The 26,557-nt window shown below is 71.5% G+C and carries 25 protein-coding genes; 13 read left to right on the plus strand and 12 right to left on the minus strand.

Annotation, left to right across the window (positions count from 1 at the left end):
* Positions 1 to 19 precede the first annotated feature (19 nt).
* Positions 20 to 853: a patatin-like phospholipase family protein gene (locus ACIBPB_RS13100; RefSeq protein ID WP_396839797.1), complete on the minus strand. Its 834-nt coding sequence runs from the start codon at positions 851 to 853 to the stop codon at positions 20 to 22.
* 79 nt (positions 854 to 932) lie between these two features.
* Between ACIBPB_RS13100 and ACIBPB_RS13105 the strand changes: the two genes are divergently transcribed.
* The 5 genes from ACIBPB_RS13105 (at position 933) to ACIBPB_RS13125 (ending at position 6,187) form a co-directional block, all read left to right on the plus strand.
* Positions 933 to 1,661 carry an SDR family NAD(P)-dependent oxidoreductase gene (locus ACIBPB_RS13105; RefSeq protein ID WP_396839798.1) on the plus strand — a complete coding sequence of 243 codons (729 nt, stop codon included), beginning with the start codon at positions 933 to 935 and terminating at the stop codon, positions 1,659 to 1,661.
* 37 nt (positions 1,662 to 1,698) lie between these two features.
* Positions 1,699 to 2,271, plus strand: coding sequence for a GNAT family N-acetyltransferase (locus ACIBPB_RS13110; RefSeq protein WP_396839799.1), 573 nt, complete (start codon positions 1,699 to 1,701; stop codon positions 2,269 to 2,271).
* Between the two features lie 57 nt (positions 2,272 to 2,328).
* Complete coding sequence (gene pdxY / locus ACIBPB_RS13115; protein WP_396839800.1) at positions 2,329 to 3,180, plus strand: pyridoxal kinase PdxY; 852 nt, start codon at positions 2,329 to 2,331, stop codon at positions 3,178 to 3,180.
* Positions 3,181 to 3,281: 101 nt separating this feature from the next.
* A complete protein-coding gene (locus ACIBPB_RS13120; protein WP_396839801.1) occupies positions 3,282 to 3,731 on the plus strand; it encodes a helix-turn-helix transcriptional regulator in 450 nt (149 codons plus the stop codon).
* 62 nt (positions 3,732 to 3,793) lie between these two features.
* A complete protein-coding gene (locus ACIBPB_RS13125; protein WP_396839802.1) occupies positions 3,794 to 6,187 on the plus strand; it encodes an ATP-binding cassette domain-containing protein in 2,394 nt (797 codons plus the stop codon).
* Positions 6,188 to 6,368: 181 nt separating this feature from the next.
* Here the strand turns inward: ACIBPB_RS13125 and ACIBPB_RS13130 are convergent, their stop codons facing one another.
* Positions 6,369 to 7,397, minus strand: a complete 1,029-nt coding sequence (locus ACIBPB_RS13130; RefSeq protein ID WP_396839803.1) for a saccharopine dehydrogenase family protein — start codon at positions 7,395 to 7,397, stop codon at positions 6,369 to 6,371.
* A gap of 99 nt (positions 7,398 to 7,496) precedes the next feature.
* Between ACIBPB_RS13130 and ACIBPB_RS13135 the strand changes: the two genes are divergently transcribed.
* Together ACIBPB_RS13135 and ACIBPB_RS13140 are read left to right on the plus strand one after the other, a co-directional pair.
* Positions 7,497 to 8,486, plus strand: coding sequence for a helix-turn-helix domain-containing protein (locus tag ACIBPB_RS13135; protein ID WP_396839804.1), 990 nt, complete (start codon positions 7,497 to 7,499; stop codon positions 8,484 to 8,486).
* A gap of 58 nt (positions 8,487 to 8,544) precedes the next feature.
* Positions 8,545 to 8,922, plus strand: a complete 378-nt coding sequence (locus ACIBPB_RS13140) for a nuclear transport factor 2 family protein (protein WP_396839805.1) — start codon at positions 8,545 to 8,547, stop codon at positions 8,920 to 8,922.
* A 117-nt stretch (positions 8,923 to 9,039) separates the two neighbouring features.
* On the opposite strand, the gene ACIBPB_RS13145 is transcribed toward ACIBPB_RS13140, so the two are convergent.
* From ACIBPB_RS13145 to ACIBPB_RS13180, 8 genes are all read right to left on the minus strand, one after another.
* Positions 9,040 to 9,450: a GNAT family N-acetyltransferase gene (locus ACIBPB_RS13145; protein WP_396839806.1), complete on the minus strand. Its 411-nt coding sequence runs from the start codon at positions 9,448 to 9,450 to the stop codon at positions 9,040 to 9,042.
* Positions 9,447 to 9,944: a GNAT family N-acetyltransferase gene (locus tag ACIBPB_RS13150; RefSeq protein WP_396839807.1), complete on the minus strand. Its 498-nt coding sequence runs from the start codon at positions 9,942 to 9,944 to the stop codon at positions 9,447 to 9,449. The genes ACIBPB_RS13145 and ACIBPB_RS13150 overlap by 4 nt, the downstream gene beginning before the upstream one ends.
* A 327-nt stretch (positions 9,945 to 10,271) precedes the next feature.
* The gene (locus tag ACIBPB_RS13155) at positions 10,272 to 11,426 is read right to left on the minus strand and encodes an MFS transporter (protein ID WP_396839808.1); all 1,155 of its coding nucleotides are present in this window, start codon (positions 11,424 to 11,426) and stop codon (positions 10,272 to 10,274) included.
* A gap of 121 nt (positions 11,427 to 11,547) precedes the next feature.
* Positions 11,548 to 11,922: an MmcQ/YjbR family DNA-binding protein gene (locus ACIBPB_RS13160; RefSeq protein WP_396839809.1), complete on the minus strand. Its 375-nt coding sequence runs from the start codon at positions 11,920 to 11,922 to the stop codon at positions 11,548 to 11,550.
* 145 nt (positions 11,923 to 12,067) lie between these two features.
* Positions 12,068 to 12,715, minus strand: a complete 648-nt coding sequence (locus ACIBPB_RS13165) for a nitroreductase family protein (protein WP_396839810.1) — start codon at positions 12,713 to 12,715, stop codon at positions 12,068 to 12,070.
* Positions 12,716 to 12,769: 54 nt separating this feature from the next.
* A complete protein-coding gene (locus ACIBPB_RS13170; RefSeq protein WP_396839811.1) occupies positions 12,770 to 13,639 on the minus strand; it encodes an isocitrate lyase/phosphoenolpyruvate mutase family protein in 870 nt (289 codons plus the stop codon).
* A 267-nt stretch (positions 13,640 to 13,906) separates the two neighbouring features.
* Positions 13,907 to 14,413 (minus strand): peptide-methionine (S)-S-oxide reductase MsrA, encoded by a 507-nt coding sequence (msrA, locus tag ACIBPB_RS13175; protein WP_396839812.1) that lies wholly within the window; start codon positions 14,411 to 14,413, stop codon positions 13,907 to 13,909.
* A gap of 898 nt (positions 14,414 to 15,311) precedes the next feature.
* A complete protein-coding gene (locus ACIBPB_RS13180; RefSeq protein WP_396839813.1) occupies positions 15,312 to 15,905 on the minus strand; it encodes a hypothetical protein in 594 nt (197 codons plus the stop codon).
* 80 nt (positions 15,906 to 15,985) lie between these two features.
* Here ACIBPB_RS13180 and ACIBPB_RS13185 point away from each other — a divergent pair, with 80 nt between their 5' ends.
* Positions 15,986 to 16,987: a tyrosine-type recombinase/integrase gene (locus ACIBPB_RS13185; protein ID WP_396839815.1), complete on the plus strand. Its 1,002-nt coding sequence runs from the start codon at positions 15,986 to 15,988 to the stop codon at positions 16,985 to 16,987.
* A gap of 1 nt (position 16,988) precedes the next feature.
* On the opposite strand, the gene ACIBPB_RS13190 is transcribed toward ACIBPB_RS13185, so the two are convergent.
* Positions 16,989 to 20,042, minus strand: coding sequence for a hypothetical protein (locus ACIBPB_RS13190; protein WP_396839816.1), 3,054 nt, complete (start codon positions 20,040 to 20,042; stop codon positions 16,989 to 16,991).
* A 127-nt stretch (positions 20,043 to 20,169) separates the two neighbouring features.
* Here ACIBPB_RS13190 and ACIBPB_RS13195 point away from each other — a divergent pair, with 127 nt between their 5' ends.
* Both ACIBPB_RS13195 and ACIBPB_RS13200 read left to right on the plus strand, forming a co-directional pair.
* Positions 20,170 to 21,198 (plus strand): hypothetical protein, encoded by a 1,029-nt coding sequence (locus ACIBPB_RS13195; protein ID WP_396839817.1) that lies wholly within the window; start codon positions 20,170 to 20,172, stop codon positions 21,196 to 21,198.
* A 92-nt stretch (positions 21,199 to 21,290) separates the two neighbouring features.
* Entirely contained in the window at positions 21,291 to 22,169 is an 879-nt protein-coding gene (locus ACIBPB_RS13200) for a bifunctional 5,10-methylenetetrahydrofolate dehydrogenase/5,10-methenyltetrahydrofolate cyclohydrolase (protein WP_396839818.1), read from the plus strand.
* Between the two features lie 45 nt (positions 22,170 to 22,214).
* Here the strand turns inward: ACIBPB_RS13200 and ACIBPB_RS13205 are convergent, their stop codons facing one another.
* Positions 22,215 to 22,994, minus strand: a complete 780-nt coding sequence (locus ACIBPB_RS13205) for an endonuclease/exonuclease/phosphatase family protein (RefSeq protein WP_396839819.1) — start codon at positions 22,992 to 22,994, stop codon at positions 22,215 to 22,217.
* A 207-nt stretch (positions 22,995 to 23,201) separates the two neighbouring features.
* Here ACIBPB_RS13205 and ACIBPB_RS13210 point away from each other — a divergent pair, with 207 nt between their 5' ends.
* The 3 genes from ACIBPB_RS13210 to ACIBPB_RS13220 all read left to right on the plus strand — a co-directional run bounded on the left by ACIBPB_RS13210 (position 23,202) and on the right by ACIBPB_RS13220 (position 26,519).
* Positions 23,202 to 23,975: a sulfite exporter TauE/SafE family protein gene (locus ACIBPB_RS13210; protein WP_396839821.1), complete on the plus strand. Its 774-nt coding sequence runs from the start codon at positions 23,202 to 23,204 to the stop codon at positions 23,973 to 23,975.
* A 36-nt stretch (positions 23,976 to 24,011) separates the two neighbouring features.
* Positions 24,012 to 24,785: a GNAT family N-acetyltransferase gene (locus tag ACIBPB_RS13215; RefSeq protein WP_396839822.1), complete on the plus strand. Its 774-nt coding sequence runs from the start codon at positions 24,012 to 24,014 to the stop codon at positions 24,783 to 24,785.
* A gap of 159 nt (positions 24,786 to 24,944) precedes the next feature.
* Positions 24,945 to 26,519 (plus strand): VWA domain-containing protein, encoded by a 1,575-nt coding sequence (locus ACIBPB_RS13220; RefSeq protein WP_396839823.1) that lies wholly within the window; start codon positions 24,945 to 24,947, stop codon positions 26,517 to 26,519.
* Positions 26,520 to 26,557: the final 38 nt, after the last annotated feature.

Here is a 26,557-nt window from a genome sequence, read left to right on the forward strand (position 1 = left end):
ACCCGGTGAGCCTAGGCGATCAACCCCACATCGCGGCCACCTCGGCGGCCACCGCCGCCGCCTGCGCGTGCCCGGCCCGCGCCGCCCCGGCCCGCCGCGCCGGATCCAGCACGTTACGCCCGATCGCCCGCCGCGACCCGCCGTCCGGGGTCACCACCGCCACCCGCGACCCGGCCGACCGCAGCTGCGCGACCTGCGCCGCCAGCCGCGGCCCCGGACCGAACCCGGCCGTCACCGGCGCCAGCACCAGCACCGCCGCCGCGCCGGCCGCCAGGTCCGCGTTCACCGACGAGCGCACGCCGCCGTCGACGTAGCGGCGCGCCCCGATGGTCACCGGCGGCCACACCCCGGGCACCGCGCAGCTGGCCCCGACCGCGTCCACCAGCGACACCCCGGCGTCGGCGTCGAAGACCACGAACTCACCCGAGGCCGCGTCGACCGCCGTCACCAGCAGCCGCCGCGCCGGCCAGTCACGCACCGGCAACCGGGCCTCCAGCACCGCCCGCCGCGACGCCTCCGACGGGGTACGCGCCGCCAGCGCCATCGCACCGACCCGGGCCCGCGCCCGCGCCGGGTCCCCGCCCCGGCCGCCCGCCCACGCCCAGCGCAGCAGCACCGCCACCCCCAGCCGGGCCGCCGGGTCACCGCGCGGCGGGCGCAACTGCGCCGCGTACAGCTCGGCCAGCGGGGTGCCGGAGCACACCTGCGCCCCGACCACGGAGCCCGCCGAGGTGCCCACCACCAGGTCCGCGCCGGCCAGGTCCAGCCCCCGTTCGGCCAGCCCGGCCAGCAGCCCCAACTCCCACGCCACGCCGGTCACCCCGCCACCGCCCAGCACCAACGCCCGCGTCATGGTGTGACCGTCCTCTCCACCCGTGTCCCGTCCCGGCCACGGTAACGTCACCTCCACCATCGGGGCAGGGGAGAGGGCATTGACGTCCGTCACCATCGTCACCGGCGGCGGCCGTGGCATCGGCGCCGCCACCGCCCGGCGGCTGGCCGCCGCCGGCCACCGCGTCGCCATCGGCTACCGCAGCGACCACGCCGCCGCCCGGGCGGTGCTGGCCGACATCGAGGCCACCGGCGGCCGGGGGGTGGCCGTCGCGGCCGACACCACCGACCCCGACCAGGTGCGGCGTCTCTTCGACGCCGCCGCCGACCTCGGCCCCCTCACCGGCCTGGTCAACAACGCCGGCATCACCAGCCCGATCGGCCCGTTCACCGACCTGCGCGCCGACGACCTGCGCCGCGTCGTCGACGTCAACCTGGTCGGGTACGTGCTCTGCGCCCAGCAGGCGGCCCGCCGGATGGCCGACGGCGGCGCCATCGTCAACGTCTCCTCCGCCGCGGCCACCCTCGGCAGCCCCGGCGAATACGTCCACTACGCCGCCGTCAAGGCCGCCACCGACACCCTCACCGTCGGCCTCGCCAAGGAACTCGCCCCCCGCGGCATCCGGGTCAACGCCGTGGCCCCCGGCATCATCCGCACCGAGATCCACGCCCTCTCCGGGGTGCCCGACCGGCCCGACACCGCCGCCGGCCGCATCCCGCTGGGCCGGGCCGGGGAGCCCGACGAGATCGCCGGCGCCATCGCCTTCCTCCTCGGCCCCGACTCCTCCTACACCACCGGCGCGGTGCTGCGCATCGCCGGCGGCCTCTGACCGGCACCGGCCCGCCGACGTCCGCGATGATCGACCCATGCCCCTGCTGACCACCCCGGCACTGGCCCGGGGCGCCCTGGCCCGCCACCCGCAACCCACCATCGACGCCGGCGACCTGCGGTTGCGGCCCTGGCAGCCCACCGACCACCCCGCCGTCGTCGCCGCCTACGCCGACCCGGCCGTGCAGCGCTGGCACTGCCGCACCCTGACCGACGACGAGGCGCACGCCTGGATCGCCGCCTGGCCCGGCCGCTGGCAGCAGGAGACCGGCGCCGGCTGGGCCGTCACCGACGACTCCGGCGTGCTCGGCCAGATCAGCCTGCGCGCCATCGACCTCGACGATGCGCAGGGCGAGGTGTCGTACTGGGTGCTGCCCGCCGCCCGCGGCCGGGGCGTCGCCGCCCGCGCCCTGAGCGCCCTGACCACCTTCAGCTTCGACCGGCTCGGGCTGCACCGGATCTGGCTGCGCCACTCCACCGCCAATCCGGCGTCCTGCCGGGTCGCCGAGCTGGCCGGCCTGCCCGCCGAGGGCACCAACCGCGGCGGCGCCCGGCACGCCGACGGCTGGCACGACATGCACCTGCACGCCCGCCTGCGCACCGACACGTGATCCCGGCAACCCTGCCGCTCGCGCGACCCGGAAACCGCGGGATGCGACGATGAGCGGGTGAAGATCCTGTCCGTGCAGTCCTCGGTCGCCTACGGCTACGTCGGCAACTCCGCCGCCGTGTTCCCCCTGCAACGACTCGGGCACGAGGTCTGGCCGGTGCTCACCGTGCACTTCTCCAACCACACCGGCTACGGCGCCTGGCGCGGCCCGCTGCTGGCCCCGGCCGACGTCGCCGACGTCATCGCCGGCATCGAGGACCGGGGCGTCCTCGGCACCGCCGACGCGGTGCTCTCCGGCTACCAGGGCGACCCGGCGGTGGGCGCGGTCATCCTCGACGCCGTCGACCGGGTCAAGGCCGCCAACCCCGACGCGGTCTACTGCTGCGACCCGGTGATGGGCGACGTCGGCCGCGGCATGTTCGTCCGCCCCGGCATCCCCGAGTACCTGCGTGACACCGTCGTGCCGCGCGCCGACATCGTCACCCCCAACCAGTTCGAGCTGGAGTTCCTCGCCGGCCGCCGCACCGACACCCTCGCCGACCTGCTCGCCGCCGTCGACACCGTACGTGCCGCCGGCCCGCGGCACGTGCTGGTCACCAGCGTCCTGCACGGCGACCTGCCCGCCGGCCACCTGGAGGTCGTCGCCGTCTCCGACGAGGGCGCCTGGGCGGTCACCACCCCGCTGCTGCCGATCACCCCCAACGGCGGCGGCGACGTCACCGCCGCGCTGTACCTGGCCCACCTGTGCAGCACCGGGTCACCGGCCGCGGCGCTGGAGAAGACCACCAACTCGATCTTCGCGGTGCTCGACGCGACGCTCGCGGCGGGCACCCGCGAGCTGCAACTGGTCGCCGCCCAGGACGCCATCGCCGACCCGCCCACCCGGTTCACCGCCCGCCGGCTGCGCTAGCACCCCGGCGAACCGGACAGGCCGCCGCACGCCGGACACGACGGTCGACGCGGCCCGCCCGGTGGTGGGCAACCCGGGCCCGCCGTGGCACGATCACGAAGGTGACCAGCAGACCCGACGCCGAGCAGCGCCTGCACGACCTCGCGCGGCTGCGCCGGGTCCGCGACCGGATCGACCGGGAGTACGCGCAGCCGCTGGACGTCGAGGCGCTCGCCCGCGGGGTGCACATGTCCGCCGGGCACCTCAGCCGCCAGTTCCGCGCCGCCTACGGGGAGTCCCCCTACTCGTACCTGATGACCCGGCGCATCGAGCGCGCCATGGCGTTGCTGCGCCGCGGTGACCTGAGCGTCACGGAGGTCTGCTTCGCGGTCGGCTGCTCCTCGCTGGGCACGTTCAGCACCCGGTTCAGCGAGCTGGTCGGCGTGCCGCCCAGCGTCTACCGCGACGACGCCGCCCGCGCCACCGCCGGCCTGCCGGCGTGCCTGGCCAAGCAGGTCACCCGGCCGGTCAGGAATCGAGAAGCGCAGGCCGCGGGGCCGCGACTAGCCTGACTCCGGACCGTCCCGGGCCCCGCCCGGGAAGCCGCAGGCCCGCCGCACACAGGGAGACCGGAATGAGCAGCGCCACGAGGACCGAGCGGTCGCCCGCCCGGCACGCCGCCGACAGCCACGACCTGATCCGCGTGCAGGGCGCACGGGTGAACAACCTCAAGGACGTCAGCGTCGAGATCCCCAAGCGCCGGCTCACGGTCTTCACCGGGGTCTCCGGCTCGGGCAAGAGTTCGCTGGTGTTCGGCACCATCGCCGCCGAGTCCCAGCGGATGATCAACGAGACCTACAGCGCGTTCGTGCAGGGCTTCATGCCGACGCTGGCCCGGCCCGAGGTCGACGTCCTCGACGGCCTCACCACCGCGATCATCGTGGACCAGGAACGGATGGGCGCCAACGCCCGCTCCACGGTCGGCACCGCCACCGACGCCAACGCCATGCTGCGGATCGTGTTCAGCCGCCTCGGCCAGCCGCACATCGGCTCGGCCCAGGCCTTCTCCTTCAACGTCGCCTCGATGAGCGGCGCCGGCGCGGTCAGCGTCGAACGCGGCGGCAAGACCGTCAAGGAGCGGCGCAGCTTCACCGTCACCGGCGGCATGTGCCCCCGCTGCGAGGGCATGGGCTCGGTCACCGACTTCGACCTCTCCGCGCTCTACGACGACAGCCTCTCGCTCAACGAGGGCGCGTTGACCATCCCCGGCTACAGCATGGACGGCTGGTACGGGCGCATCTTCCGCGGCTGCGGCTTCTTCGACCCGGACAAGCCGATCCGCGCCTACACCAAGAAGGAACTGCACGACCTGCTCCACAAGGAACCGACCAAGATCAAGGTCGAGGGCATCAACCTGACGTACGAAGGCCTGATCCCCAAGATCCAGAAGTCGTTCCTGGCCAAGGACGTCGACACCCTGCAACCCCACATCCGCGCCTTCGTGGAGCGGGCCGTGACCTTTACGACCTGCCCGGACTGCGCCGGCACCCGGCTCAACGAGACCGCCCGCTCCTCGAAGATCAAGGGCATCAACATCGCCGACGCCTGCGCCATGCAGATCAGCGACCTCGCCGACTGGGTCCACGGCCTCGACGAACCCTCGGTGGCCCCGCTGCTCACCGGCCTGCGACACCTGCTCGACTCGTTCGTCGAGATCGGACTCGGCTACCTCTCCCTCGACCGGCCCTCCGGCACCCTCTCCGGCGGCGAGGCCCAGCGCACCAAGATGATCCGCCACCTCGGCTCCGCGCTCACCGACGTCACCTACGTCTTCGACGAACCCACCATCGGCCTGCACCCGCACGACATCCAGCGGATGAACGACCTGCTGCTGCGGCTGCGCGACAAGGGCAACACCGTCCTCGTGGTCGAACACAAACCGGAAGTCATGGCCATCGCCGACCACCTCGTCGACCTCGGCCCCGCCGCCGGCACCGAAGGCGGCGAAGTCGTCTTCGAGGGCACCATCGAGGGCCTACGCGCCAGCGGCACCCGCACCGGCCGGCACCTCGACGACCGGGCCGCCCTCAAGCCCGCGGTACGCACCCCCTCCGGCGCGCTCGAGGTACGCGGCGCCGACACCCACAACCTGCGCGACGTCGACGTCGACATCCCCCTCGGCGTGCTCGTCGTGGTCACCGGCGTGGCCGGATCCGGCAAGAGTTCCCTGATCCACGGCTCGGTCGCCGGCCGCGACGGCGTCGTGTCGGTCGACCAGACCGCGATCCGCGGCTCCCGCCGCAGCAACCCGGCCACCTACACCGGCCTGCTCGAGCCCGTCCGCAAGGCCTTCGCCAAGGCCAACGGCGTCAAGCCCGCCCTGTTCAGCCCCAACTCCGAGGGCGCCTGCCCCTCCTGCAACGGCGCCGGCGTCATCTACACCGACCTGGCCATGATGGCCGGGGTCGCCACCACCTGCGAGGAGTGCGAGGGCCGGCGGTTCCAGGCCTCCGTGCTGGAATACCGCCTCGGCGGCCGCGACATCAGCGAGGTCCTCGCCATGTCGGTGACCGAGGCCGAGGAGTTCTTCGCCGACGGCGAGGCCCGCACCCCCACCGCACACGCCATCCTCAACCGGCTCGCCGACGTCGGTCTCGGCTACCTGCGGCTCGGCCAGCCCCTCACCACCCTCTCCGGCGGCGAACGGCAACGGCTCAAGCTGGCCACCCGGATGGCCGACAAGGGCGGCGTCTACGTCCTCGACGAACCCACCACCGGCCTGCACCTCGCCGACGTCGAGCAACTGCTCGGCCTGCTCGACCGCCTCGTCGACGCCGGCAAGTCGGTCATCGTCATCGAGCACCACCAGGCCGTCATGGCGCACGCCGACTGGATCATCGACCTCGGCCCCGGCGCCGGCCACGACGGCGGCCGGGTCGTCTTCGAAGGCACCCCCGCCGACCTCGTCGCCACCCGCGCCACCCTCACCGGCGAACACCTCGCGGCCTACGTCGGCAACCGCGCCTGAGACGAGCGGGTGTGCGGCGCCCCTCCGGGGTGCCGCACACCCGGCTCCCGGCGGGCGACCCCCGCACACCCGGTTAGCAGCAGGCGACCCCGCACACCCGGCGCGGTCGGGAGCCACCCGCACCGGCACGGCCGGGGGAGCGGCTCACCCGCGCCCCGCAACCGGCCCCCGGCACACCGCGCTACGGACGCAGGTCCACCGACACGGTCGGCGACAGCGCCCGCAGGAAGTCGGCCGCGTCGAAGATCTCCCCGGCGGAGGCCACCCCGACCGTCCTGGTCCGCCCGGTGAGGATGCGCTCGACCGCCTCCACCACCAACGGCGCCGTGACGGCGTAGATGTCCTGCCCGGACGCCACCGCCCGCCGTTCCCGGCCGCCGGCGCGCACCACCACGTCGACCAGGAACGTCTGCGCGGACCGCCCACTCTCGTCGGCCGGCGCCGGCCCCGGCGTGTCCGGGGCCGCGAGGTCCCGGGCCGCCTCCACCGTCATGTAGGTCCGCACCTCGGGGATGGCCAGGTGACTGGGAATGGTGACCACGTCGGCCATCGAGAACTCCCCGATGACGGCCCGGGAACCCAGCGGGTCGGGGAAGGACCAGTCCAGCGTCGGCGCCGCGTCGTCGCGGTACTCCAACCGCCCGCCGGCGTACCGGACGCGCCGCCCGTCGCGGCGCTGCCGGGAGACCACGCCCGCGGCCCGCGTCCCCGGCGTCGGGTGCCAACTGCTCAACCCGTACGCCACGTGCGCCTCGTCGGCCGCCGACCAGTCACCCAGCGCGGCGGTGGCCAGCAGATCGCCCAGACCGCCGTAGAAGGCCATCGCCGGCACGATCACCGCCCCCGCGGCCCGCGCCCGCTCGCCGAAGTGCGCGAACGTGTCGAGGTTCGCCTCGATCTCGGCCGCCACATCCACATACGGGATGCCGGCCCGCAGCGCCGCCTCGATCACCGGCGCGGCCGTCGTCGCGAACGGCCCGGCGCAGTTGACCACGGCCGACGTGCCGGCCAGCGCCCGGTCCAGCGCCGCCGGGTCGTCCACCGACGCCGGGCGGGCCTCCAGCCCGGACTCGTACGCCAGCGCCTTCAGCTTGTCCGCGTCCCGTCCGCTCAGCACCGGCACGAAGCCGCGTTCGCGCAACCGCGCCACCACGAACCGCCCGGTGTGCCCGTACGCACCGAACACCGCCACCGCAAGCCCCGAAGTCATCGTCTTCTCCTGTGCTCAGATCAACCGTCCCCACCATCCTCGCGGCCGGCGACGATCCCCACGAGTGTCCGGAACGCCATCACCCGTACAATTCCGGACGTGGACACCGTCGCGCTGGCCGTCACCGACGGCATGCTGCACTTCGAGCTCTCCCTGGCCTACGAGGTCTTCGGCGCCGACCTCACCGCCGCCGGCATCGTCGACCACTGGTACCGCCTCGTCGTCTGCGGTCCGGGCCCGGTACGCGCCGGCCGGTTCCGGGTGGAACCCGATCACGGCCTCGACCATCTCCCGCACGCCGACACCGTGATCGTCCCCGGCTGGGTCGACGTGGACGTCGCCCCACCCGCCGACCTGGTCGACGCCGTCCGCGCCGCCCATGACGCCGGCGCCCGGGTCGCCTCCCTCTGCACCGGCGCGTTCGTGCTCGCCGCCGCCGGCCTGCTCGACGGCAAGCGCGCCACCACCCACTGGGCCCACGCCCGCGACCTCGCCACCCGCTATCCCCACGTGCAGGTGGACCCGGACGTCCTGTACGTCGACAACGGCCGCGTGCTCACCTCCGCCGGCAAGGCCGCCGCCATGGACCTGTGCCTGCACCTGGTCCGCCTCGACCACGGCTCCTCGGTCGCCAACGCGGTCGCCCGTCGCCTGGTCGTGCCGCCGCACCGCGACGGCGGCCAGGCCCAGTTCGTCACCACCCCCGTGCCCGCCCCGGATCACCACCCGCTCGCCGACCTGTTCCCCTGGGTGATGCAGCGGCTGGACCACCCGCTGACCGTCGAGGACCTGGCCCGCCAGGCCCGGATGAGTTCCCGCAACCTGGGCCGCCACTTCAGGTCGGTGACCGGCACCACCCCGCTGCAATGGCTGCTCACCCAGCGGATCCGCCACGCCCAGGAACTGCTGGAGAGCAGCGACGACAGCATCGACAGCATCGCGGCGGCCACCGGCATGGGCACCGCCACCACCCTGCGCCGACACTTCAACCGCACGGTCGGCGTACCCCCGGACACCTACCGCCGCACCTTCCGCGCGCGGACCTGCCCCGGCCCGGACGGCAGCGGACCTCCACGCCCGGCGGGGTGATGTTCCTGGTGCGGTTGCTCGCGGGTGTCTTGTCAGTGGCCCCTGCCAGGATGCGCCCATGGAGCCGACAGAGATCGTTCAACAGTTGTGGGACCGCATGCAGGCCCGGGACTGGCCCGGGCTCGGCGAGTTGCTGGCGGACGACCTGGTGGTGGAGTGGCCGGTCAGCGCGGAGCGGATCGTGGGCCGCGAGAACTACGTGATGATCAACGCGGAGTATCCGGAGGGGTGGTCGATCAGGGTGCTCCGGATCGTGGCAGACGGTGAGGTGGTGGTCTCCGAGGTGGAGGTCCCGCACGACACCATGGGAGTCCACCGGGTCGCCTCGTTCTGGACCGTACGGGACGGAAAGGTCGTCGACGGTCGCGAGTACTGGACGTGCCTGGGCTCGGACCCGTCGCCGCAGTGGCGGGCCGCCTACGTGCAGCGGGTCTGAGCGGGCGTAACCGACCGCGTGCGGGCGCCCAGGGCGGGCGCCCGCACGGTCGCCCCTGCCGGGCCGGGTGGTGATCCGGTCCTCCGTCCCGGATCACCACCGTGATCCGGGACGCGTTCAGCGTGGGGCGCCGGAGCCGGGATGAACCTTGTCGATGAGGTCGGCGTACTCCGGGTTGCGGGCGATGACCTCACCCACGACCGGGCAGCTGATCGTGATCTTCTTCCCGCTCTCGCGGATCTCGTCCAGGACGCGAGAGACGAGTTCCGTGGCTACCCGATGGTTGCGGTAGGCGGGATCCACCCAGGTCGTCAGGAGAACGACCCGGCCGCCCACCAACCGGTACGACAGCTCGCCGATCGCTTCGGCACCGAGGGCGGCGACCCATCGCCCGTGCTCCGCGTCGTTGACGACATCGAGCTCCCAACTGGACTCCTTCTCGCCGAGACCGGACCTGCCGAGAGCGGCGATGATCGCCGCGTTGTTCTCCGCACGGGCGGCCGCCCCGACCGCACGATCGATCGTCATCGTCGCGCCCCCTTCGGCGAGCTGACACCTGGGTTCGGGACCGGCGTGAACCCTTTGGTCACTCCCGGGTGCTCCGGATCGATGAGGTCGGCATACTCGGGGTAGTGCTCGATGAAGGTGCGCACGATCGGGCACAGGATGGTGACGGTCTTGCCTTGCGCGCGCACGTCGTCCAGCACCCGTCGGATCAGTTCGGTGGCGATGCCCTTCTTGCGGAACTCGGGGTACACCAGAGCGGCCAGCAGCACGAGTCGGTCATCGCCGGCGACGTTGTAGGTCAGCCCGCCGATCTCACGATCGCCGGCGACGGCGTCGTAGATGCCCTTCTCCTCGTCCTTGACGACGGTGAAGTCGAATGCGGGGGCGTGGGGATCATCGAGGACCTCGTCGATGACGACGGCCTGGTCCTGGCTGAGGGTGCCTTTCCCGTCGGGGTGCACGGCCTCGTCGGGGTGCTCGGAGGCGTAACGGGTCGGCTCGGCTGAGCTGGTCATGTGGGTGTCCCTTCGTTGATGGTCATCGGATCGGCCCGCTTGCGTCCCGGCGTGCCGCCTTCTCATGGGCGTACCCGGATGATGATCGTCTTTCCCCTTGACGCGCTCGGTCGCGCTGAGGGCGCGACGGCATCATCGAGGGTGGCCACGGCGCCGGTGACTGGCCGCGGCCGCCGTCGCGCACCGCGCGTACGGCAGGAACAGGGCGCCGGCCCGGGTCTGTGCCAGCACGCCGACCCACCCGAGGGTGGGTGTCGACGAAAACGGTCAGCGCCGCGCCCACGGCCCGGTGAGGTCGGGACGGCGATCAGGTCCGTCGTCCCATGATCACTCACCGTGCCGGCCGTTCCCGGCCGGGTCGGTCCGCGCGCCGCGCAGGGCGATGCCGGTGAACAGGGTGGCGACGAGGGCAAGAGCACCGTAACCGAGCGCGATCTGCGGCAGCGAGAAGGTGTGGGAAAGCTCGCCGGCGATGAGGGCCGGGACCGTGGCGCAGCTGTAGCAGAGCAGATAGATCACGCTGAAGATCGATGCCCGGTCGGCCGGTGTGCTGCCGTGCAGCAGAGCGCGGGTGGCGGCGCTGACCGCGATCCCTTGCGCGACACCGGCGACGACCGTCGCGGCGACGAACAACACCAGTGCGCCGGTGGCGATCGCGGTGCTGATGCCGATCATTCCGGCCAGGAAGGCGACCATGCCGAGACGTTGGCCTGCCGTCGTGGTGAACCGGCCGCCGAGGGGAGCGCCGAGAACACCGGGAGCCAGGTAGGCGGCGAACACCAACCCGACGATGAGGGGGCTGCTGGTGTGCAGCTCATCCTCGACCAGCGCCGGCACGAACGCCTGATAGAAGGCCCCGGCCGCCCAGGTGGCCAGGAACACCGCCGCCGCGACGGGGAGCCGATGCCTGACCCGGACCGGCACGTGGACGCGGGGGCGCAGCGATCGCCAAGCACCCGGCATCCGCGCCACGGTCTCCGGACTGACGGCCAGCAGACCGACGGACAGCAGGAGAAGACCGATGACCACCAGGAAGACCAGGTCGCGTGGCCACGGCCCGAACTGAACCAGGGCCCCAGAGGCCACCGCGCCGACGGCGAGGCCGAGCATGACCGTCTGGCTGGAGGCGACAGCGGCCAACCAGGCGGGCCGGGCGGGCGCGGCATCGACGATGTACGCCGTGAGGCTGCTACTGGCCAGCCCGGCACCAAGACCCATCAGGAGACGGCCGGTGATCAGAGTGCCGATGTCGTGCACGCTCAACAGCAGCACACAGCCCAACAGGAGCAGGACGAGGCTGGCGATCGAGGTGGGCCGCCGGCCCAGATGACCGGACAGCCTCCCCAGCAGCAGCAGCGTGGCCAGGGTGGCGACCGAGTACGCGACGACGGTCATCGAGATACCGGCGTTGGTGAACCCGTCCTCGGCCCGATAGATGTTGAACAGCGGGATCGTCGAGCCGACCGCGGCGAACGCGGCCACCAGGGAGACCACCGCGGATATGAAGGCCAGCCGGAGCATTCCGCCCCGGCCGGCCACGTCGGTCACCGGCGCCGTGTCGAGCATCGAGCACGCCTTCCTGTCGTCCTGGCGATTGCGGGTGTCAGGCGGCCGGGCCCGGGCCCCCGGGCCGCCTGGACGTCGGGAGTTTGTCGACCACGAGCCGGTAGGAGTCGGTGACGAGTTCCTTCACCAGGTTCTCGTCGAGGCTGGGCCCACCCGCTGCCGTGATCCAGTGCTTCTTGTCCATGTGGTAGCCGGCCGTGATCTCCGCGTACCGCTCGCGCAGCCCGACGGCCTCGTCCGGATCGGCCTTGAGGATCACGACGGGGTGTCCCGGCAGGTCGGTCATGAGCATGAAGACCTTGCCGCCCACCTTGTACAGCTCCCAGTTCGGGCCGACACGATGCTCGAACGTCACGTCCGGCAGCCCCGTCGCGTACTCGTTCGCGACCTTCTGAAGTTCCTGTCCGTCCATCGCTGATCAACCCCTCCCGGGTCTGTTTCACAGGTTTCATACCGGCGGTCGAGCCGAGGCGGCGCTCCGGCGAGGCGCGGTCTGGTGCGGACACCGGCGTGGCATCCGGGCCACCCGCACCGCGACCGTTCGCCGCCCGGGCCGCTCAGGCGAAGGTGAACAAACGCTCGGGCTCGAACCGGGACACCGGGGTCTTGTACTGCTTCGCCTCGTCGGGGTAGCCGAGCGCGAGCAGCACCGTGGTGGTGTATCCGGTCGCGCGGATGTCGAAGGCCCTGTCCACGGTGATCGGGTCGAACCCTTCCAGCGGCATGGCCTCGACGCCGAGCTCGGCGGCGGCCATCATCGTCAGACCCATCACCATGTAGGTCTGCTTCTCCATCCAGTGGTACGTGTCCTTGTAGCTGTACTTGCGCAAGCTCACGAAGTCACGGGTCATCGACTCCCACCGCTCGTGCTTGGCCGCGTCGGCGAACCGGCCGTCGGCCCGCTCCTTGGCGAACACCGCTTCGAGGTGGTCCTCGGGCACATCGGCCCGAGTGGTGAGGATGATGGTGTGCGAGGCCTTGAGGATCTTCTCGGCGTTGTCCTGGAACCGCTCGCCGAGGTTGGTCGCCAGCCGCTCCTTGCCCTCCTGCGTGGACACGACGTAGAAGTGATTCGGCTGGATGTTCGTCGACGTGGGAGCCGAGCGCAGGAACCTCAGCAGCTGCTGAAGAGTCTCCTCCGGGATCGTCCTGCTGCCGTCGAAATACCGGCTGAGGTGCTTGCTCATGAGCTTGTCGAGATCCATGTCATCGTGCTTTCTGTGCGTGACGGATTGGCGGGTTGTCGATGGTGGAGTCGGCTACGGCTTGCGGGCGAGGAGTTCACTCACCCGGTCGAAGCTGATGCCTGTCGTGGCCGAGGCGATGTCGCCGGCCTTGAGCGCGATGGCCGCCTGTTCGAGAGCACCCATCGCATGCGTGTAGAGCGCAGGACCCAGGCTGATCCGCTTGACCCCGGCCTTCTGCAGGTCCGAGACGGTCAGCACCTGGTCCGCCGGTGAGATGAGAACGTTCACGGGTGTCGGCGCGACGGCGGTGACGATCGCGACCAGGGACTCCAGGTCGGGCGGGAACGGCGCGTACAGCACGTCGGCGCCGACCTCGGCGAACGCCGTCAGCCGTCGGATGGTGTCGTCGAGGTCGGGCCGCCCCTGGATGAAGTTGTCGGTGCGAGCGGTGACGACGATGCGTCGCTTCGCCGCGCCGACCGCACTGCGAACCCGTCCCACCGCGTCGTCGAAGTCGCGGATCGGGTCGTCGGGATTCCCGGTGGTGTCCTCGATCCCGATGCCGGCCAGCGCGTTCGCGACGGCGCGGTGCACCGTCACGGCGACGTCCTCGGCGGTGCGGCCGTAGCCGTCCTCGAAGTCACCGTTGACGGGCAACCCCGTGACCCGGCCGAGCAACCGCGCGTGGTCGAGGTGCTCGTCACGGGTGACGCTGTGGCGTCCGTCGACCCGCCCGAGCGCGGCCGCCAGTGCCGCCGACGACGTGCCGATGGCCTCGAAGCCGGCAGCCGCCAGCACCAGTGCCGACACGCCGTCCCAGGCGTTCGGCATGACCAGGCCCCCGTCTCGGGTGTGCAAGGCCATGAACGTCTCGTAGAGCTCAGAACCGGGCATGTCGTTCCTTCCAGTGCGGTCGATCAGGGCGCGGGGCCGACCGGCCAAGCCGCTGTTTTCGCAAGGTCGCTGAGCGCTGATGCGAGATCGGGGACCGGAACATCGACGGCGGTCAGGTGCACGTCGTCGAGGCAGTGCGTCAGCAGAGTCGGGATCTCGTCCCCGCCGTGCCAGCGCTGCCGCACCGGAGCCGCGCATGGTGAGCAGCGCGCCGGAGACCAGCGCGCGTCAACTTTCATTGATAAGCGGCCGTCCTGGCCCGACCCACGTCGGCCCGGGCCGGTGCGCGGACCCGGGGTCCGCGCACCGCCGGTGTCAGGCCGTCGTCCGCTTCGGGAGTTTCCAGCCGGGGCGGGGGAAGTGGCAGGTGTAGCCGTGCGGGTAGGTCTGCAGGTAGTTCTGGTGCTCGGGCTCGGCCTGCCAGAAGTCACCCGCCGGGGTGACCTCGGTGACGACCGGGCCGGGCCACAGGCCCGAGGCGTCGACGTCGGCGATGGTGTCCTCGGCGACCCGCTTCTGCTCGTCACTGGTGTAGAAGATCGCCGAGCGGTAACTGGTACCGATGTCGTTGCCCTGACGGTTCCTCGTCGACGGATCGTGGACCTGGAAGAAGAACTCGAGCAGAGCCCGGAAGTCGGTCTTCCCGGTGTCGTAGACCACCTCGATCGACTCCGCATGGCCGCCGTGGTTGCGGTAGGTCGCGTTCGGCACGTCACCACCGCTGTAACCGACCCGCGTGGACACCACGCCGGGCTGGTGCCGGAACAACTCCTCCATACCCCAGAAACAGCCCCCGGCCAGAATCGCCCGCTCAGTGCTCACGCCGTCCCCCTTGAATGTTGTCGGTGTCACTCGTGAACAGGCCCGGTATTCGCCGTGGCCTGCGTCCTTCAGGTCGTCGAGGTGGAGCAACCGCACCGCCTCAGGAGTCGATGCGGTAACGCAGTCCACCCCGTGCCGGGGACCGTCGTTGGAGACGTGCCCGAGGTGGCTGCCTCCGTGCGGGGGGGCAGGCCTCAGTCCCGATCATCCGGCGGCCAGAGTCTTCGCCCTCGGCGACGCTCGTCGTGGCGACCGGCTTCGGTGAAGCGCGACCAGCCCGTACGGCGCCGTCGTGACACATCTATAGACGCCCTGCGAGCCGGTTGCATTCCCGCGGGGATCTCCACTACGTGGACCATACGGTCCGTCGAAGATCCTCCGCAAACGTCCGCTCCCTATGCCGTCGCAGCAGGTGAGCCTAGCAGGGCCGCCCCGAGCGTAGCATCCGCCTGACCGCAAGAATGGACCCGATAGGCCAGTTATACCGCGAGCGGATGGGCGGCGTCCGACCCGCCCGGCTCCGCAACGACGACGGCGAGATCGCCAGCCAGGCACCTGCCATCTGCCCGCCGGCTCGAGCAGCCACCGGAAGGACGAGACGAGGCAGGCGCGACGTCGCCACGGGGGGAGTGGTTGACCTTGGAGAGCGGCGGGACGAGCGCGGCCGGCCAGGAGGGAGCCTCCGACTGGACCGGCCCGCCCGGGGGCCTGGGGATTCGGCGCGCAAGCCCGCGCTGCAGCGACCCGTAGAAGCCGGATAAGTCGGTCGGTGCGGCGCCGTCGAATCCTCGACATCCGTTGCGCGGTGCCGATTGGGCAGGGGCCCGAGATGCACGTGCCGTGCCGCACGACGTCGGCGAACAGGCGGCCCACCAGTGATTCGATAATGTACATTATGTCAAGTAACCAGGAACCGACCCTCCTCCGGCAGGATCAGCGGGGCGGAGATCTGGAAGTCCCGGTCGATGGCCGCGGCGAGAGCCGTCCCTCTCGCGTCCAGGCCGGCGGTACGCGTCCACGCGTCGAGCCGGTCGAGAAATCCCACGAGGTCGGCGTGGACGCGCGCCAGCAGTCCCGGCAGGTCGGCCCCCGCGAACTCGACAACCGGTCCGCTCCGGCGCGGGCCGCCGTGCTGCCATACGCGGATCAGCGCGCCGCACACCTCGACCTCCGGGCCGGGATCGTGTCCCAGCCAGGGCTGGCCGCCGTCCAGGACGGACGCCCACTCCCGCCAGTCCTCCAGCCCGGCGCAGCAGCCGGGTGTCACCGACGCCCCGGTGGCCGTGTCATGCAGGCGTAGTCCGCCGGCGGCCAGCAGCAGTTCCTCGCCCAGCAGGGTGTCCACCACCTGGTCCCGGCCGCCGGGCGGCTCGACGTCGAGCTGGGCGGCCAGGCTTGCCAGGAACAGTTCGATCTCCTGCGTCGGGCACTGCGGTCCCAGCGTCAGCCATCCTCCGGTTACCGCCTCGATGCCCGGCCGCAACGTGATCACAGCGCCGGTTCTACCGGTTGTGACCGCTCCCCTGCCACCCAGCCCTACGTGAATATGAATATTCGTGCATAATGTCCCTTATGCACGATATCGTGGACGGATCGGTAGCCAGGTTCATCGAGGAGTTCCTGACCGACCGGGCCACCCGCAAGCCCTCCCCGCACACCCTCGCGGCCTACCGGCGGGACCTGACCATCGTCGCGGCGCTGACCGGCCCGGACGGCACCACTCCCCTCCCCCTCGACCGGGTGTCGATCACCGCCCTCTCCCCCCAGGTCATGCGGCGGGCGTTCGCCCGGTTCGCGGTGCCCCGCGCCATCGCGTCGGTGCACCGGGCCTGGTCCACCTGGAACAGCTTCTTCACGTTCCTGGTCGCCGAGGGCGTCGTAGCCGGGAATCCGATGCCGGCGGTGGGCCGGCCGCGCGCGCCGCTCCCCCGCCCGAAGCCGCTGCGCGGCGAGGACACGCCGGAGGAACTGCTGGCCGCCGTCGCGCGCGAGCCGGGCCGGCAGCGTGACCCGTGGCCGGAGCGGGACCTGGCGGTGCTGGCCCTGGCGCTCTGTGCCGGGCTGCGCCTGTCCGAGTTGTTGGCGCTGCGGGTGGCGTCGGTGGCCGGCCGGGACGGTGAGCGGCGGGTGGACGTGGCCGGCAAGGGCGGGCGCCCGCGTACGGTGCCGATCGAGGCCGGGGTGGACCGGGTGCTCGCGGAGTATGTGGAGAGCCGGCGGCGGCGTTTCGGGGCGCGCAGCGTACGCCCGGACTCGCCGCTGCTGGTGGACCGGCGGGGTGAGCCGCTGCGCCGGGGCGGTCTGCAGTACCTGGTGGAGTCGTGCTACCGGCGGGCGGGCATCGGTGACCGGGTGCCGAAGGGGGCGCGGCTGCACGCGTTGCGGCACACGTTCGCCACCCGGTTGGCCGAGGACGGGGCGAGCGCGGCGGAGATCATGCGGTTGCTGGGGCACGCGTCGTTGGCGTCGTCGCAGACGTACATCGAGGTGACGGCGGGTCAGCAGCGCGCGGCGGTGCGGTCGAACCGCACCAATCAGGCGTTGGCCATGCTTGTTAAGGGGCGACCGGTCTGATTTATCGCGAGGACGAGGTATCGACCAGTGCCCAGAACCGGGTGACGGGCGCCAGTTCCGGGTCCCGTTGCAGCAAGGCGATGGGGAGGGTCTGGAAGCGCAGCCGGAATTTGCGGGAGCCGCCGGCCTGGATCTGGGTCAGGACGGCGACGCCGGAGCGCTCAAGTAGTTTGACGAACTCCGACCAGTATCCGTACTTGGAAGTCCAGGTGACGTGCTCGTTGACCACGGAGTAGTCCTGTTTGACGACGATGGTGTCGCCGCGCTCGACGATCCGGCCGAGGTAGTAGAGCACGGCCTCGGTCAACGGGCTGAGCACTTCGCTCTCCGGTTGGCTTGGGAGCTCGACGCCGAGGGTGCGCAGCGCGGCCTTGACCTCGCGCGGAGTGTCGCTTAGTTGCCCTCCCGCAGCGACGACCTGGACGATGGTAGATGTGGCGGCACCTCTGAGGCCGCTGAGGTCGGCGTTGCGAGAGCGGATATCGAGGATCTCCAGCCTGCACCCTTCCAGCCCGATATCCCAGGTGCCGCTGGGCGGCATGGAGAGCTTCTGGAAGTGGCAGTTCTGAAAGCGGGAAAACCTACAGTCGACCGCGGTGAGGTCGAGCACGTCGAAGACGGCGTCGTGGATGGTCTCGTTGCGTAGTTGACCGGTCTGGTCGATGAGGGAGGTCCAGAGTGCGCCGATGTTGGCACGGAATGCGGCGGCGCGCTGTTCGCTGAGCGTCCCGGCTTGGCCGTTGGCCACGCGCAGCGTCTGGAGGGCCGCGTCGGGCGCCCGTCTGACGATGCGTTTGATGGTGGCGGTTCGCCACTGTGAGGCGCCGAGTGCGCCGACGACCTGTCGTATGTTGCCCTCTTGGAGGGACGCGAGCATGGCGTCGGCGAGGAAGTAGTCGTAGAACAGTTCGTGGGAGAAGGCGAAGCGGCGCTCGCTGCCGGCGGAGGTGACGGCCATGCCGCACAGCGCGGTGAGTCGTCGTCGGAGGCCACGGCGCTGGTCGAGGTCCTCGTCACCAATCGCGATCGTGGCTGCCAGCTCCAGCTCCGTGGTGGTAACCAGTCGCTCGTGCTCGACTGCCATGAGTTCGGCGAGAGTCTGAAATAGGCACCGAAGTTCGGCCATGGACATGAGGGAGCCCTGGTCCCCGCCGGCGGAAAGCTTGAGTGATTCGCGGCTGATGTACTGGTCGAGAACCAGGTCAGGAAGCTCGTCGGCGATGCCCTTGCCTGTCGAGGCTCCGGACCGGAGCCGCGGCCGATACGCCTCGACGTAAACCTTGGCGAAGAATGGCAGATACAGCAGATCGCGGTCGTCGGGCGGAATCCCGTCGAGCACCTGCGGGGCGACCTCGTGTCGGACCAGGAACTCCTGTAGTTGTTCGTCGGTCCACCGTTGAACCAGCGCCACCCGGTGGGTGACGGCCAGGTCGAGGTTCTGGGCGTTGTTCTGCAGGTCGAAGCGGTACTGGCTCAGGTAGTAGGAGGAGCGTGCCGAGACGACGAGGACGCCGCGGCCGCCGAGGTCGGCGATCCAAGCGCGCAGTGAACTCAGGGCGTCGCCGTACCCGATGCCGCCGCGCAGTTCATCAAAGCCGTCGATGAACACGGCCATCAAGCCGTTGCGGCAGAGGGCGCGGACCGCTTCGTCGTTGACGTTCGGTACGTCCACGACGGCGGAGCCCACCGCCTTCTGGAGGTCGTCCAGGCCGGTCGATCGGACGTAGAGGAACAGGGGCATCTGTTCCCCCGAAGCGGGGTCGTCGGCCTCACCTTCGACCAGCCTGGCGCGTTCCAAGGTCGTTCGCAGCAGGGCACGGGTCTTGCCAATGCCGGCCTCGCCGGCCACGAAGAAAACCTCGGTCTGGGGGCCGCGGACGTCCAGTCGGTCGTCGATGTCTTGAATAAGTGCGGTGAAGGGTTTGGAGCGGTCGGGCAGAGCCGATCCCCCGAGATCAGTCATCTGGACCCAAGGCTCGATCTGGGTGGTCGATGGCCGGGACCAGCCGAGCAGGGCCTGCTCCTCGGTGAGCATCTGCCGTTCCAGGCCTTGCAAGTACTGGCGGATGCGTTTGGCCACCATCGGCCAGTTGGTGATGTGCCGCAGGAAGGAGGCGTAGGGCAGCCAGACGGTGTCCTCTGCACGCCACTGGGGAACCTCGCCCGGACCGAGCCGGAAGCTGTCGACGCGTTCTTCTACACCGGCTTCGCGCCGCTTCATCCAGAAGAAGGTGACAATGCCGCCGCTCTCGTAGTGATGCAGTTCGAAGTCGGGGTCCCTGAATCCGGAAAGGTCGTGGCGCAAACCCTCCACGAACGCGGCGAACGCGCTGTCCTCTGGCCGGGGCGTGCGGGCATTGTTCAGTCCGTTGACGAGGTCGTCGTCGCGTCCGGGCACGCGGACATCGCTGCGGCCGGGACGGATATAGACCGGGTGATGGGAGGTGTACTGGGCATACAGACACCAGCGGCCGAGGTGGTCGGCAACGATGAATGGCCACAGTGCCAGTCGCCGATCTGGCCAGCGGAGGGCGAGTCGCCGGAACGCACGCTCGGTGGCGTGAGCATCCACGTCGATCGTGGCCCTGTCGAGGAAGGCACGTACAGCGACGTTGACGGCTAGGAGTACCTCCTCGACCTGCTTGGTGAGCTCGTCCCTCCTCGGCCCAGTGGGGATTGGCCCACCGTGACTGGTGTGGTTGCGAAGTTGTTCGAGGGTGGCGAACTCAGGGCTGCCGCTTCGGTAGGCGCGGACGACGCCAAGGGTGTGCCGGAGCAGTTCCAGGGTGGACGCATACTGCGGGTCGGCGGTGCTGCCGAGCAGGGAGTGTGCTGTCTTGAGGTAGGCGAGATAGCCGCCGAATCCGGGAGCGCGGGCGATGTTGACCTGTTGGGGGTCGCGGTCGTTCATGGTGGCGGCGGCGCAGAGCATGACGAATCGCAGTGCGAAATCTAGGGCGGCAAGGTTCTCGTAGAGCGTGGGCCGGTCGTTGTCCAGGTAGCCAGCGAGCAACTCGTCGTACTGCTCGCCGGCGGTCCTCACCTCAGGACTCATGCACCCAGTGTTGATGGCGGCTTTCTGTGTGTAATCGGCCGGACGGGTGAACGCCGGGTAGCCGGCGGATGACCGTATCGGTGATAGTCGGTGGCGAGTCGGCCGTCTTGATTGGCAGCATGGTCAGGTGCGGGTGGGTGAGGCGCGGGCGGTGGCGGTCGACTGGGTGCGGGAGCAGGTCCGCCGGGACGGCGGGATCGAGGGGGCGTTCTTCTCGGGTTCGACGGTGGGGTTGCCGGATGACGCGGTGCTGCCGGAGTCGTCGGATGTGGACGTGTTGCTGGTGCGGGACGGTCCGGGCGGGAAGCTGGGCAAGTTCCGGCATCGGGGGGTGCTGCTGGAGGTCAGTACGGTCGGCTGGAGTGAGCTGGGTTCGCCGCAGGACGTCCTGGGGTCGTGGGTGTTCGCACCGTTCTTCCGTACCGATGCGGTGATCGTGGATCCGACGGGGCGGCTGGCGGTGCTGCGGGAGCGGGTGTCGGCGGCCTTCGCGGATCCGGTGTGGGTGCGGCGGCGGGTGGCCGGGGTGCGGCGGCGCGTCGAGGAGGGGCTGGCCCGGTTGGACGGCGACGGGCCGTTGCACGGTCAGGTGTTGGCGTGGGTGTTCCCGACGTCGGTGTTGGCGTTGCTGCCGGTGGTGGCGGGGTTGCGGGATCCGACGGTGCGGCGGCGGTACGTGCGGGCGCGGGAGGTGTTGGCCGGGTACGGGTTCGCCGACCGGTACGAGGAGTTGCTGGCGTCGCTGGACGGGGGCGGGGTGGGTGCGGGTCGGGTGCGGGAGCACCTGGCGGGGTTGGCGGGGACGTTCGACGAGGCGGCGCGGGTGGCGGCGGGTACCGGGTTCGCGTTTAGGGCGGATCTGAGTGCGGCGGGGCGGCCGGTGGTGGTGGACGGCAGCGCGGAGCTGATCGGTGCGGGCGCGCACCGGGAGGCGATGTTCTGGATCGTGGTGACGTACGCGCGGTGTCATGCGGTGTTGGCGGCGGTGGCGCCGGGGCGGGAGCGGGTGTTGCGGCCGCGGTTCGCGGCGGCGGTGGCGGATCTGGGGGTGGGGTCGGCGGTGGCGCGGCGGCGGCGGGCGGATGCGCTGCTGGGGTCGTTGCCGCGGTGGCAGGTGGTGGCGGATGCGGTGGCGCGGCGGGCTGTGGCAGGCTGAGGGCGGACGCGACTGGCGGCACGGGGATGGCAGCAACCATCGGGGAGCTCGTCGTGGGGGTCGACCGCCTGGGCCTCCGCGGGGGGTGTGGCATGTCTTCTTCGGGTACGACGGCTCGGTTGTTGCCGGGTGGGCCGGTGGCGGAGCAGGTGCTGGCGGAGGTCGCGGAGGCGGTGGCCGGGTTGCGGGCGTCGGGGGTGACGCCGGCGCTGGCGACGGTGCTGGTGGGTGACGACGACGCGAGCGCCGGGTACATCCGGATCAAGCAGCGGCAGGCGGCCGAGTTGGGGTTCGCGTCGCCGCATGTGCATCTGCCGGGGTCGGCGTCGCAGGCGGATCTGCACGCGGTGCTGGAGGATTTCAACGCGGACAAGGGTGTGCACGGGGTGCTGGTGCAGTATCCGATTCCGGGGCACCTGGACTATGACCGGGGGTTGGCCGTGCTGGATCCGGACAAGGACGTCGACGGGATGCACCCGGTGAACATGGGGCGTCTGGCGTTGGGGCTGCCGGGTCCGTTGCCGTGTACGCCGGCGGGGATCGAGGCGTTGCTGGCGTTCCACGGGGTGCCGGTGTCGGGGCGCGAGGTGGTGATCCTGGGTCGGGGTGCGACGTTGGGTCGGCCGTTGGCGATGTTGTTGGCGCAGAAGCGGCCGACGGCGAACGCCGCGGTGACGGTGGTGCACACCGGGGTGGCGGACTGGCCGCGGTACACGCGGCGGGCGGAGATCCTGGTGGCGGCGGCGGGGGTGCCGGGGATCGTCCAGCCGGAGCATGTGCGTCCGGGTGCGGTGGTGGTCGGTGGTGGGGTGCGGTACGAGGGGCGGCGGTTGTTGCCGGACGTGGACGAGTCGTGTGCCGAGGTGGCGGGGGCGATCACGCCGCGGGTCGGTGGGGTGGGTCCGACGACGGTGGCGATGTTGTTCCGGAACGCGGTGCGGGCGGCGCAGCGGGCGTCCGGGTTGGGCTGAGGTGGCGAGGCCACGGGGCCGGCCCGGGTGGGTCCCGTGGTGCCGTCAGCCGAGGTCGACGATGAGGGGCCGGTGGTCGGAGATGGTCGACAGCGGGGTGTGTACGGCGGTGACGGGTGGCAGCCGGTCGAGGCCGCGGCGGTCGGCGAGGACGTGGTCGAGTTGGACGCGGGGCTGCCCGGCCGGGTAGGTGGGGCGGCGGCCGAGCGGCCGCCAGCCGGTGAGCAGGCGGGCGGCGCCGGCGGGGAGGTTGAGGTCGCCCAGGAGGATGCGTGGGGCGGGCAGGGCGCGCAGGGCGCGCACGACGCGGCGTAGTTGCAGCATGTTCCAGCCGGGGACGAAGGACAGGTGGGTGGCGGCGACGGTGAGTGGGCCGTGTGGGGTGTCGAGCACGGCGGCGAGGACGACGCGGGGTTCGTCGCGCAGCAGGACCAGTCCGCCGCCGGGGCCGGGGGCGTAGATCGGTGAGCGGACCGGGGCGGGGCGCAGTCGGGTGACCTGCCAGGTGCGTACGGGGTGGCGGCTGACCAGGCCGACGCCGTAGAGGGGTTCGCCGTGTCCGTCGTCGTCGTGGGTGAGGGGGCGGAATCGTTCGCCGGGGGTGCCGACGACGGCGGCGGCGAAGCGGTGTTCGGGGGCGTCGAGGGCGCGGGCGGCGATGGCGGTGAGGTCGAGGTTGCCGCTGCGGGACTGGTCCCGGTCGACTTCCTGCAGGGCGAGGACGTCGGCGTCGAGGGTGGTGACGGCGGCGGCGAGCCGGTCGGGGTCGACGAGCCCGTCGGTGAGGGAGCGGCCGTGCAGCAGGTTGAAGGTGGCCAGGCGCACCTGGACACCCTACGTCGCTGTGGCAGGCTTGCCGGGTGCTGAAGGCGCTGGTCTGTTCGATGCTGGTGTTCGTGGCGGTGGCGTGGCTGGGCCTGTGGTTGCGGCGTCGGCGCCGCTGGTGAGTGGGGTCGCCGTCCTGGTGGGGGGCGGTGAGGCTGGCCACAGGGCGGCTCGGTGGGCCGGTGTGGGTGGGCAGAATGGCGGCCCGTGGATCCTCTGTCGCTGAGCACCCTGTTGACCGCGGCCGCCCTGGCGGGCTGGGTGGATGCCGTGGTCGGCGGTGGCGGGTTGTTGTTGCTGCCGGCGTTGCTGGTGGCCGCGCCGGGGGTGCCGGTGGCCACGGCGTTGGGCACGAACAAGTTGGCGGCGATCTTCGGTACGTCCACGGCGGCGGTGACGTATGCGCGGCGCACGAAGCTGGACTGGGTGGTGGCCGGGCCGTCTGCCGGGTTGGCGGTGCTGACGGCGGGGTTGGGCGCGGCGTTGGCGGGGGCCGTTCCGGCGGGTGCGTACCGGCCGGTGGTGCTGGTGGTGTTGCTGTCGGTGGCGGTGTTCGTGTTGACCCGGCCGCGGTTGGGGGTGGTGGCGCGGCCGCACCGGCGTACCGCGGCGCGGGTGGGTGTGGCGGTGGCGGTGGCGGGGTTGGGTATCGCCCTGTACGACGGGTTGATCGGTCCGGGCACCGGCACGTTCCTGGTGGTGGCGTTCACCGCGCTGGTGGGGGCGGATTTCGTGCATGCCTCGGCGATGGCGAAGGTGGTCAACGCGGGTACGAACCTGGGTGCGCTGGTGGTGTTCGCGGCGACGGGGCACGTGTGGTGGCTGTTGGGGGCGGCGATGGCGGTGTGCAACGTGGCGGGGGCGGCGGTGGGCGCGCGGATGGCGTTGCGGCGGGGTTCGGGTTTCGTGCGGGTGGTGCTGCTGGTGGTGGTGGCGGCGCTGGTGGCCAAGTTGGGCTACGACCAGTGGTTGGCGGGCTGACGGTGGGCCGACGGCCGGCTGTGTGATCATCAGCGGGTGCCCGTACGCGCCGAACACGACCGGTCGGTCCTGGCCGGGCTGCTGAGCCGGGATCCGGTGCTGCACGCCTACCAGCTCGGGGATCTGGACGACTTCTTCTGGCCGTTCACGTCGTGGTTCCGCCGCGGCGAGGAGGTGGCGCTGCTGTATCACGGCGTTGACCTGCCGACGCTGCTGGCGTTCGCGGCGCCGGAGCGTACCGGGGAGTTGGCGGAGCTGGTGACGGAGTTGGCGCCGGTGTTGCCGGCGCGGCTGTGGGCGCACCTGTCCCCCCGGTTGGACGCCACGGTGGCGCGCTGGTACGAGTTGTCCGACGCCGCCGCGCATCACCGGATGGCGTTGACCGATCGGGCCCGGCTGGCCCGGACCAGCCCGCTCGGGCGGCCGCTGGATCGCGGCGATCTGCCGGCGTTGCGCCGTCTCTACGCCGCCGGGTATCCGGGTAACTGGTTCGACCCGCGGATGGTGGACACCGGTCAGTACGTGGGCGTCGACGACGGCGGTGAGCTGGTGGCCGTGGCCGGGGTGCACGTGTGGTCGCCGACCTGGCGGGTGGCCGCGCTGGGCAACGTCACCACCCATCCGCGGGTGCGCGGCCGGGGCCTGGCCGCCGGCGTGGTGGCCGCGCTGTGTGCCCGGCTGGCGGACACGGTCGACCATGTCACCCTCAACGTGCGGGCCGACAACACCGCGGCGGTGCGGCTCTACGAGCGGCTGGGTTTCACCCGGGTCGCCGAGTTCACCGAGTGCGGGCTGCGTCGCCGACTGTGACGGCCTGATCGGTCAGTCTGTCTTGTCCAGCCGCCACGCCGGGTCAACAACCCGACCGTGAGCTGCGCTGATGTCGGACCGGCCGGGGCCGGCCGGGCCCTTAGCGTCAGCCTCCGAGGCCGCGCCCGGGGCGGGCGCGGCGGAGCTGGAGGAGACACGATGGGTTTCACAGCAGTGCCCCGAGGGCGACGAAGGGCGGTGACCGTGGCCGCCGCCGTGACCGCGCTGACGACGGCGGTGGCGGCGCCCGCGTGGGCCGCGCCGGGCGTTGACCCGGCCACGGTGGACCGGTCCGCCGACCCGGGCAGCACGATCGCGATCAGCAAGGTGGTCTCGACGCCGCCGATCCCGCCGAAGCCGGACGTGGTGCTGGTGGTCGACACGACCGGCAGCATGGGCCCGGCCATCGCCAACGTCCGCACCAACCTGCAACAGGTGATCAACAATGTGCGCGGGGCGCAGCCCAGCGCCGAGTTCGCGGTCGCCTCGTACCGGGACGAGGGTGACGGGTCGGAGCTGTTCCGGGTCCGGCAGGACCTCACCGGCGACGCGACCGCGTTGCAGAACGCGGTCGACGGGCTGGACGCCGCCGGGGGTGGCGACACCCCGGAGGCCTGGGTGAACGCCCTGTTCCAGGTCTCCGACGGCGCGATCACCTACCGGTCCGGCAGCAGCCGCCTGGTGGTGCTGGTCGGTGACGCTCCCAGCCACGACCCGAGCGCCGGGCACACCCTGGCGCAGGCCAGCGCCGCGCTGCTGGCCGACGAGGCGCGGGTCCTCGCGGTCGACGTCAGCGGCGGGGGCGGTGGCCTGGACGCGTCCGGCCAGGCCACCGACGTGGTCGCCGCCACCGGCGGTCAGGTGGTCGGCAGCGCCCCGGACACGGTCACCGCGGCGATCCTGTCCGGGTTGCGGGACCTCGACGTCACGGTCACCCCGCAGGTGGTCTGCGACGCCGGGTTGTCGGTGAGTTTCGACGCGGCGTCGAGGACGCAGCAGAGCGGCACGGACGTGCCGTTCGCCGAGACGATCACCGTGGCCGGGGACGCCCCGCAGGGCGCCACCCTGCACTGCACGGTCGACTTCCTGCTCAACGGCCTGTCCGGCGGGGCCGCGTTCGTCGAGCACATCGCCGTGACGGTCAACGACGTCACCCCGCCGACCGTGGTTGTCGACGACCGGACGGTGGAGGCGACCAGCCCGGCCGGCGCGGTGATCGCCTACCCGGCCAGCGCGACCGACAACGTCGACGGTCCGCTCACCCCGAGCTGCGCGCCGCCGCCCGGCAGCACCTTCCCGCTGGGCGCCACCACGGTCACCTGCACGGCCACCGACGCCGCCGGCAACACCGGCAGTGACACCGCGGTGATGCGGGTGGTCGACACCACCGCGCCGAGCACGGCGTGCGTGCCGACGAACAACCCCGGTGGCGACAACGAGCCCGGCTCTTACAACCCGGACGGCTTCTACCAGCTCACCGCCACGGACGTCGTCGACACCCGGGTGGACGTGTTCATCGGTGACGCCGCGGACCCGTCGGTGCGGTTCGGGCCGTTCCCGGCCGGTACGAAGATCAAGCTGGTGCAGGCGCCGGGTGCGCAGTCGCGGGTCAAGGACGGCACCGGCGACATCGACTACAAGGTGACGTTGCGCGGCGACGCGGTGATCACCGCGGTGGACAACTTCGGTAACGCCTCGACGGCGATCTGCCTGGTGGCTCCGCCGCCGAAGTGAGGTTTGCGCGCTGACGCGGGGGTGGCCGGCGGCGCCGG

The organism is Micromonospora sp. NPDC049836, assembly GCF_044465125.1.
Taxonomy (GTDB): Bacteria; Actinomycetota; Actinomycetes; order Mycobacteriales; family Micromonosporaceae; genus Micromonospora.